Here is an 8,497-nt window from a genome sequence, read left to right on the forward strand (position 1 = left end):
ATCGTCAAAAGCACCACAGATTTGGAACAAGATGCTGTAAAAACGCGCTGGAACTCAAAACCCCAGCGCGGGTCTTTCCTCGGTTTGGTGGTCATAGCGCAAGCAAAACACCCGATCCCTTCCCGAACTCGGCCGTTAAGTGCTGCCGCGCCAATGGTACTGCGTCTCAAGACGTGGGAGAGTAGGTCACCGCCAAACCTAGAAAAGACCCAAACACTCTCTCTTTACGATACACCCAAACCCGATCAGCTTATCCCATCGGGACAGACGCGGGGTGGAGCAGCCCGGTAGCTCGTCAGGCTCATAACCTGAAGGTCACAGGTTCAAATCCTGTCCCCGCAACCAAATATAATAAACATATCAAGACGTTACGAGCTGCCCTCCGGGCGGCTTTTCGCGTTCCAAATCCCAGGTCAACAATAGGTCAACAAAACGGGGGAAGTTGCGTTGCGCCGGACGGAGCAGATCCGCTTGGCTGCCATTGGTTTAGTTTCCTAGAGGCAAGTCGATTTCGACAGGAGGTTGAACGGCTATGCTGATGGGAGTGTGAAGGTCGATGTCGATGCGGCGGCCCTTAAGAGTGACAACGAGGGCATAGCTGGCCCTTCGATTGACAACCTCTGGTCGCGCGCGGTCGCGCCACCAACCACCCACCGGCTTGATGCACAGTCGGTCTCGCCCCAGCAGGTCAATCGCAGGTCCGCTCCAGGTATCGCAGTGGAGAGAACCAGTAGAGATGCTGTCGGGACCGAGCAGCCAACGACTGTCGTCTGGATGTCGAGCACCGCCGATGCTCGGATCATCGCGCTCCGCAGCGTTCACGCGCCGTTTGAATAAATCGACCGTTTCTCCCTTGCGCCGGAGATCGAACCGAAGACCGTATGACTGATATCTTTGGGGGTCGACGTTCGCCGAGAACCCAGGGTTTGGGTCGACGAAGTAAGATAGCGTCACCTTGAGGTCGATCAATTCGTTTCCCAACTGTTCAAGGACAGCCGTCGGGAGCGGGAGCTGGTAATAATGACAGTCGTTGAATTTGCGTGTCCCTTGCATCCGAAACGGCTGAATCTCGGATTGAGCGACAAGCGCAACCTGATCTCGCGCTGACGCTGTAGCTCGTTCGAAGTCGGGAACACCGTAGCCAAAACGGCGCACCAACGCATATCGCTCCCGCAAGCCGGGTTGGGCAGCAAAAGCCGAACGCATATGTTCCGTGTATTCTCCACTATGGACCATGAGCGCCCTGATCATCTCAGGCCAGTATTCCGGATGATCAGCAGCAATCCGCGCCGCGATTCTTGCACCTTGAGCCGTTGCAGCGCTGGTTGCATCGAAAGGTACGAGAGGGAGACGACCGACATCCCGCCCTGTGCTTAGCAAGCACAGCGAATCCACAGTGAGGATGTCGTTGCGCGCGGGGCTGACTGCGCGATTCCCTGCTTCAAGTACCAATTCTGGCTTGAAAGGGGACCGACTGTGTAGCCAGCCAACTGAAGTTCTGCTGTGTGGACTGAGTTCGCCAACTTTCGCCAGTGTGCTCCAGTCCTCGTAACCCGGATCGGTCACGGCTGAAAAATCTGTATATCCACCGATGGTCAGGGCGTTCCACGATTGCGATGGGTCTTCCGCAGGGTACGAATCTTGACCGATCAATTTCGCCATGCGCATCACAGGTGCGGTATTGCCAGTTGAAAGCACGAACAGACGCTGCGGTGCGCCGTCGTCGTCACCTACCATAGTTCCTGCAGCCGCCTGATCGATCGCCGCACTCCATGTTGATGGGTGAGCGCCGGACACCCCTTTGTTCGTTATCGCCATGCAATAAATGCGAAACCGTTCTGGCGCCGTGATCTCAGGGAGCGCGACCGCTGCCTGCGTTATCGAGCCATATGAGTTGGGGTTGTTCGCATCAGCTCCGTGCGGCGGAAGAAGCTTTACCGATTCCAAGCGATGCCTGAGTGTCCGAACTTGGGTGTCGCTCAATTGGGCAACCAGATCACCGTGTAGGGCAATTCCTGCCATCGCAGTCCCATGGCTGTCGTGATCGTCGGTTCCCCATTCCGTGTCATACGCATGAAGGTCCACTGGGGCGATCGCCGGTTCAAGGAGAGCATGTGCCCGATTAACGCCTGTGTCGAGCAAACAGACTGCAGGTACTTCAGCGCCCGGCCATTCGATGCGGTTGGCGAGGTCATCAGACCATTCGTGCTGCGTTTCGCGCGCATCTTCCATGAAGAAGACTGGATTGTCTGTGGCACGCCGCAGCTCACCGATAACACCCGTGGCAAACATCATCAGTTCGATGGCGGCACGTGTTGCCCAGACAGGAACCACCGCCGTTTCAGGAAAGTAATGGCGGCGGTCTATTCCTGCAGCTCGCAATCCAAGCCGTTGACATACATCCTCCAGAGCACCTTCATTGCCACGTTCGGTCCACACCGCCCACCACATTTGATGCTGAGGGTCTGATGGAAGGGCTGCGACATCATCTGTCCAAAGCGTTTCCAATCGAGCTCGACGAAATGCCTCGATAGGCCCAACTGTCGCTGATTTTGGAGGCTGGCCTGCTGGAGTAAGTTGGCCAGCGCGGTAATCTTCGAGAATGGCCGATAGCGCAATCCGGGCATGATCTGGTACCTGTGCGTTCGATCTGGGCCGCATCCGTATCGCTGACCGCCACCCCAAAATCCCGCATATCTTGCGCGGCCTCCCGCAGTGTCGCCGGATCGATGCGCAGAAAGGCCAGTGCCGCCTTGTCTCCGAACAGGTCGGAAGCCACTGCGGGCGCGTTCGGCGTCGGGCACAAAACGCGCCAGCGCTTCTTGGATGGCGACGATGCGCTGACGCGTGGGGCTGGGAGGTGGGGATGCAAATCGCCGATTTCCAACCCTGATGTGATTGGTTGCTGTACCCCCTTAGAGTGTTTATGACCTTCAACCGTGACGTAACAGAAACTCACCAGAGTCGGGGCCAATGTTGAAGAGCGGACAAGATCTTCGTGAGATGCGGATAGAGCTTGGAATTTCGCAAGCTAGATTGGCTGAAATATCAGGTGTGGAGCAGCACAAGATTTCTGCATATGAGCTAAATAATATTAGCCTGGATGACCGCTCTGTGAAAAGCTGCTTGATGTTATTAGTAAAACTGAAGAATTTGCGCCTGAAATTAAACGAAAAAAGAGATATAGAGGGCACTCGTATTCAAGTCAGAAAAATGACCCAAAAAGGACGGCTCAAGCTGCAAGAGTTGCAGGGAATATAGACTACCTAGCTGATCTCAGTCTCCTTGATCTGGTCAAAAGAGATGGGCCAACAGCAATAAATCTATTCTCTGGAATAGGTGGCTTTAGCCTTGGCTTCCAAAGCGCTGGATACAATGTTGTAGGCTTTGCAGAGTTAGCAGACGACCTTGCTGAAATCTACCAGGCGAACTTTCCAAATACGAAGCGCATCGGGTCTGACGTGGCAGAAATACGATCTGATGCTATAGAGAATGTTATCCGGGAGGTGGGTGCTGTCGATATCATTATTGGAGGGCCGCCCTGCCAAGGTTTCAGTCTCTCTGGTAAACGCGATGTAAACGATCCTCGAAACTATCTCTTCCACGAGTACATGAGAATAGTGGACCTCGTTCGCCCTAAGGTGGTGATAGTCGAGAATGTTCGGTTGCTTACCTCAATGAGGTCGAAAGACGGTGGGTTTGTTAAAGATCAGATTCTAGCCGATCTGGGTAAATGCGGATACACGGCAGGTCTCTATGAGGTTGATGCATCTGAGTATGGCGTTCCCCAAGCTCGCAACCGTGTATTTTTCATGGGTGTTCGCCGTGACCTAGGCGTTCAGCCGTCGTTTCCCGCACCTGACTTCGGTGGTCGCGCCGATCTTTTCACTAGTCGTGCGCCGTATCGTAGCTTCGCTGATGCCTGTTCTGATCTTCCATATCTCGAGTCTGGGGATTCATCTGATGACCCATTTCATGTGGCTGTTAAGCATCCCGATCATGTGATTGAGTGGCTTTGGGATGTCCCTGAGGGAGCCAGTGCACACGACAACGAGGATCCGGCATTAAGGCCTCCTTCAGGATACAATACTACTTACAAACGCCAAGTTTGGCTTGAACCTGCGTCCACGGTCCAGACTACATTCGGGATGATTTCAGGCTGCCGCAATGTGCATCCAATCGCAACTAGGTCTCTGACCGTTCGAGAGGCCGCTCGCATTCAATCGTTTCCAGACACTTTCAAGTTCGTGGGTTCGATGGGCACTATACGTACGGGAATTGGGAATGCGGTCCCTCCGCTACTGGCTCGAAAAAATTGCATTGCACTTACGGTCGACCCTGTTTGATCTTGTAGAAGTACCCAGCCTCAAGGTTGAATTGTAATTGTTCAGGATGCTGCGCTTGGCCGCCTCTCTGCATTTGCACTATCCCAAAGCGTGGGGCTTGGTGAGAGACACCTGCGGGGTCGCGGTAGCTTCCTTTCCTAACCGAATATGGTTTTACTGAGTATCCCGAGTAGTCTCGAGAGTGAGAAATCAGTTCATCAATGCTGTAGATCTCTACCTCTATGTTTTCCCAGAAGTTTGCTTTCTTTGTTTTGTGCAGGAGGAAATCGGGCGTGAATGGGTCATCAAGGTAGGCCTTTTGCAGCAATAGACGTGTGATTTCGTCTTGTTTGTCAGTGAAAAGGGTTTCCCAGTCTCGGCGCCCGAGAGGGTTTATTTCTTCCCAGAAATATCTTCGAGGATCACTTTTTCGATCTTCGAGCTCATTGGGCTTGTCAAGTGGTCGGAAGCCAACATCCCCGCAAAACTGTCGCATGGCATGAACGGCAATGTCTGATACCTGCAATCCATTATCATTTAAGAGTTTCGCAAACCCGCGTGCAGTAGTGAAATAGAGTTGCGCATTTTTTTGGGTTGTGTTGTCACATTGCTTCGTTGATATCCCGTATATTTTCACCCTCTTTATCTGTCGTAAGTGTCAGAAGAAGGTCACTCTTACATCGACGTATGGGAACCCCGTTGTGCTCGAGCCACTTCTTCCCCTCCTCTGATGTCGCGAGGGCACCTGTAGAAAGTGCACGGGCCGAAATTATTCGGCTAGCAGAATGTGAGCTTGCAACGTACTCAAGGAGTAATAGGGCTGGATCCCCGGTCAAAACGTGTGTGTTTTTGACTCCTTCCAGATCGATTGGGTACTGAAACCAATTAATCACTGCCGTGATTTTATCTTCGAATGCATGACCCGCCTTGCGTCCTAAAGTGCCTGCTTGGATCTGCAATGCATGGATTTCATCGTTTGGGGTAAGAGCCATCTTCTATGCCTTCGGTCAGTTGCGAGACCGAAGTGTTCAGGCCAATTGCGATCCGAACGAGGTTGACTAGCGAAATGTTTCGCTTGCCTCGCTCGATAAGGCTCACATACGTCCTGTCGAAGGAACACACATCGGCGAGGGCTTCCTGGGATAGCCCAAGTTCCTCGCGCTTTTCGCGCACTCGCTTCCCAAGGATTTCCAGAACTCCGGTCATCCCCCTTTGTCAGAAAGTGTGACGTGTACGTCTACGGACAATTCGTCACATTTGTGGGTAGGTTTGCACTAGCCAATCCACTTTGATCGGATGATCGCCCAAACGCGGCGGGCGAGACGGGTGCGGCAGAACTCGTAGGCCATCTTGGTGTGGTGGCCGCCGGTGTCCACGGCCACAGCTCGCACCGGCAGGTCGCCCCAGGTGCCGTTCAGCACGGCATCCAGGTCGGACCAGAGGCGAGGGCCGGAAGGGTCGCCCCAGAGCACGCGGTAGTCGATCACCCATCCTGCAGCACACCAAGACCCAAGCCCGGTTCCGCAAATTGCAGGAAAAGGTCGAGGTGACGATGCGCTGGCACGACCTGCGCCACTTCGCCGTGTCGCTGTGGATCGAGCAGGGCTTCTCGATCAAGGAGGTGATGACCTTCGCGGGCCATTCCTCGATCCAGATGACCATGGAACGCTACGGCCACCTGTTCCCCTCACCAAATCGTCGAGAAGGAAGCGGGGCGACTTAATATCTACACCTATGAGATCGACTACCGGTCGAAAGCTTCGAAGATTTTCTTGAGTAAGAAATTCGATTTCGAGGACGAGGACATTCTGCAGGCCGAACTTATGGCCTATTTTCTTTCGAGTGCAGCCTGCGGTCCGAACGCACAGTTGATCCGCGATCTTATCAAGCCTCTACCGTTCGATCCTGCTTTCGAGGGCGAATATCTTGCAGCTCTCCGGTCCGACAGGAAAAAGATTACTGTGCTGGACGAGCTAGTCTCGCATTACGAGGACGTCACGAACTTCAAGGAACGTCGTGAGCTGTTGGAGGCATCGACGCTCGAAAACCTGACCTATGGCATAGAGGTCGAAGATGAGGACGCCGAGGACTTCGAGATTGACGATGGTGAGGAAAAAGGCAGCAGGTAGCGTACCTGCGGCGGCCTTTTGCGGGGACGCGGACCCAGAAGAAGTGATGCAGTTTCTTCCCATCGGTTCGCGGCTGTTCCGTGCGACACGACGCCGACGTAGCGACCTGGAAAGTCGACTAACGAGCAGAAATCACAAGGTTATTCCGGATGCAGGGGTAGCCCTCATAACCTGAAGGCCGCAGGTTCAAATCCTGCCCCCGCAACCAAAAAACTAAATTATATCAGCATGTTATAACACGACGGTTTGCGTCGGATTTTTGCTTTTGGAATTCTTGTCAACACCTGGTCAACATTTCGCGAGCCCCCCTTCGAGGGGGCAGACAATCGTGGCCATGACCGTCACACCTTTAGCAGATCGAGCAGCGGATCAAAGGCGTACATCGCCGCACGTCGTCCGGAAGCCGGTTCAATGGTGCGCAGCATGCCTGCCTCGACCAGCCGTCGGGATAGCGCGCGTGCCGAGGATGGTGGGATGCCTGAGCGTTCGACGAAGCGGTCGTTGCGGAAGATCGGGCTTGCGAAGACGAAGTCCAGCGCCTGATCATGGAACTGCGAGTTCAGCACTTCGCGGAACCGCTCCCGCATCTCGCCGTGAAGGCGGAAGATCGCGTCGGCCGTCTGGATGTTGACCGTCGCCTGGGCGTGCATCGCCTTGAGGAAGAATACGACCCAGCCGGTCCAATCGCCGGTGGCCGAGACTGCGCGCATTCGTTCGATGTATTCGTCCTTGTTGGCTTCGAAGTAGCCCGAGACGAAGAAGTTCGGCTGATGCAGGACACCGAGTTTCCACAGCATCAGGGTGATCAGCATCCGGCCGATCCGGCCGTTGCCGTCTTCGAACGGATGCAGAGCCTCGAATTCGACATGCGCGATGGCGGTGCGGATCAATGGCCGCATCGTGCTCTCGTTGATGTAGCGGACCAGTTCGCCCATCGCCGGGCCCAGCTGCTCCGGGGCGATCGGAACGTAGTAGATCCTTCCCCGCCGTTCATCCCCGATGTAGTTCTGTTCAACCTTGTAGCTGCCGGGGCGCTTGCGGGCTCCCCGGCCAAAGGACAGCAGCTGCTGGTGGGCAGTCCGGATCAGGTGTTCTCCAAGCGGGGCGCCGTCGGCGAGGGCTTGCTGGGCATTCCGCAGTGCGCGGGAATAAAGGTAGGTCTCGACGTCGTCGTTGCGCGCTTCCCGATAAGGGTCGGCGCTGCCCGCGTCTTCTTCGGCTTCAAGGCGGTACAGCTCTTCGATGGTCGAGATCGTTCCCTCCATCCGGGACGAGGTGACCGCATCCTGGCGACGCAGGGGGGCGAGGAACAACTCGCTGTTCACCATGCCTGACATCTTGGTATCATACCGCGCGAGGGAGGCGGCTGCCTCTTCGAGCGGCCCGAGGAGCACCTCGTAGTCGAGGGCGGACGGGGGAAAGGTGCCGATGTGATAGGTGACGGCATCCGTAAGATCGTAAGGTTTGGTGATCATGGTTGTGCCGATTCTGTCATCAACGGGATTTGACGCCAAACTAGTCACACGAAGATCGCTTGGCAACAGAATTTGGCTCTATTCTGACACCAAGAGGCGTTGTCGCCAGCAGTCTGCCGTCAAGCCAGATTGGTGACAGAGACTGGCAGGAAAATGGTATCAAAGCATGATCCCCTGTCATTCGCCGCATCTCATGCGGAGAATGGGGGTTCTAATTGTTGATTTCCACCCAGAAGTGACCCGGGTAGCGGCGTAATTTTCATTGAGAACTGACCCATGTGACACCTTCCCCTTGGCTGCTGGCAGCAGGGGACATTGGAGTGATCGGCATGGCCTTTTTGAGTATTATTCGGCGTTGGGCATTGCGGGAGCATCTGTCCATTCGGGAGATCGCGCGGCGGACGAAGTTGTCGCGCAACACCATCAGGAAGTATTTGCGGTCTGGGGCGGTTGAGCTTGAGTTCAAGGTTGCCGAGCGACCGAGCAAACTTGACCCCTTTGCGGCCAAACTGTCGGGCTGGCTGAAGACCGAGGCCGGGAAGTCGCGCAAGCAGCGGCGGACATCGAA

9 protein-coding genes, 1 tRNA gene, 1 rRNA gene and 1 pseudogene are annotated in these 8,497 nt (G+C 55.0%); 7 read left to right on the forward strand and 5 right to left on the reverse strand.

From position 1 onward, the window contains the following. Nucleotides 1-83: 83 nt before the first annotated feature. Both rrf and BMX43_RS19245 read left to right on the forward strand, forming a co-directional pair. Nucleotides 84-198: ribosomal RNA gene (gene rrf / locus BMX43_RS19240) — 5S ribosomal RNA — on the forward strand. A gap of 70 nt (nt 199-268) precedes the next feature. Beyond that, nucleotides 269-345: transfer RNA gene (locus tag BMX43_RS19245), tRNA-Met, on the forward strand. Nucleotides 346-486: 141 nt separating this feature from the next. Here the strand turns inward: BMX43_RS19245 and BMX43_RS19250 are convergent. After that, on the reverse strand, nt 487-2,439 hold the full coding sequence (locus tag BMX43_RS19250; protein WP_175482205.1) for a S8 family peptidase: 1,953 nt from the start codon (nt 2,437-2,439) through the stop codon (nt 487-489). Between the two features lie 534 nt (nt 2,440-2,973). Between BMX43_RS19250 and BMX43_RS20325 the strand changes: the two genes are divergently transcribed. After that, the gene (locus BMX43_RS20325) at nt 2,974-3,261 is read left to right on the forward strand and encodes a helix-turn-helix domain-containing protein (RefSeq protein WP_139201647.1); all 288 of its coding nucleotides are present in this window, start codon (nt 2,974-2,976) and stop codon (nt 3,259-3,261) included. Nucleotides 3,262-3,317: 56 nt separating this feature from the next. Then, a complete protein-coding gene (locus BMX43_RS20545) occupies nt 3,318-4,346 on the forward strand; it encodes a DNA cytosine methyltransferase (RefSeq protein ID WP_425431820.1) in 1,029 nt (342 codons plus the stop codon). Here BMX43_RS20545 and BMX43_RS19630 read toward each other — a convergent pair. The 3 genes from BMX43_RS19630 to BMX43_RS19270 form a co-directional block, all read right to left on the reverse strand. Then, nucleotides 4,327-4,962, reverse strand: a complete 636-nt coding sequence (locus BMX43_RS19630; protein WP_139201648.1) for a hypothetical protein — start codon at nt 4,960-4,962, stop codon at nt 4,327-4,329. The two genes, BMX43_RS20545 and BMX43_RS19630, sit on opposite strands and share 20 nt — an antisense overlap. A gap of 332 nt (nt 4,963-5,294) precedes the next feature. Then, complete coding sequence (locus BMX43_RS19265; RefSeq protein ID WP_091303870.1) at nt 5,295-5,531, reverse strand: helix-turn-helix domain-containing protein; 237 nt, start codon at nt 5,529-5,531, stop codon at nt 5,295-5,297. A 68-nt stretch (nt 5,532-5,599) separates the two neighbouring features. After that, nucleotides 5,600-5,812: a terminase gpA endonuclease subunit gene (locus tag BMX43_RS19270; protein WP_245749545.1), complete on the reverse strand. Its 213-nt coding sequence runs from the start codon at nt 5,810-5,812 to the stop codon at nt 5,600-5,602. A 5-nt stretch (nt 5,813-5,817) separates the two neighbouring features. Between BMX43_RS19270 and BMX43_RS19275 the strand changes: the two genes are divergently transcribed. Together BMX43_RS19275 and BMX43_RS19280 are read left to right on the forward strand one after the other, a co-directional pair. Then, nucleotides 5,818-6,048 carry a tyrosine-type recombinase/integrase gene (locus BMX43_RS19275; RefSeq protein ID WP_281243162.1) on the forward strand — a complete coding sequence of 77 codons (231 nt, stop codon included), beginning with the start codon at nt 5,818-5,820 and terminating at the stop codon, nt 6,046-6,048. A 49-nt stretch (nt 6,049-6,097) separates the two neighbouring features. Then, entirely contained in the window at nt 6,098-6,454 is a 357-nt protein-coding gene (locus BMX43_RS19280) for a hypothetical protein (RefSeq protein WP_091303872.1), read from the forward strand. Nucleotides 6,455-6,795: 341 nt separating this feature from the next. Here the strand turns inward: BMX43_RS19280 and BMX43_RS19285 are convergent, their stop codons facing one another. Continuing rightward, nucleotides 6,796-7,929: a Fic family protein gene (locus tag BMX43_RS19285; protein WP_091303874.1), complete on the reverse strand. Its 1,134-nt coding sequence runs from the start codon at nt 7,927-7,929 to the stop codon at nt 6,796-6,798. A gap of 329 nt (nt 7,930-8,258) precedes the next feature. Here BMX43_RS19285 and BMX43_RS19290 point away from each other — a divergent pair. Beyond that, nucleotides 8,259-8,497: pseudogene (locus tag BMX43_RS19290) on the forward strand (HTH domain-containing protein); the annotation flags it as partial.

Source organism: Gemmobacter aquatilis (assembly GCF_900110025.1).
Taxonomy (GTDB): domain Bacteria; phylum Pseudomonadota; class Alphaproteobacteria; order Rhodobacterales; family Rhodobacteraceae; genus Gemmobacter; species Gemmobacter aquatilis.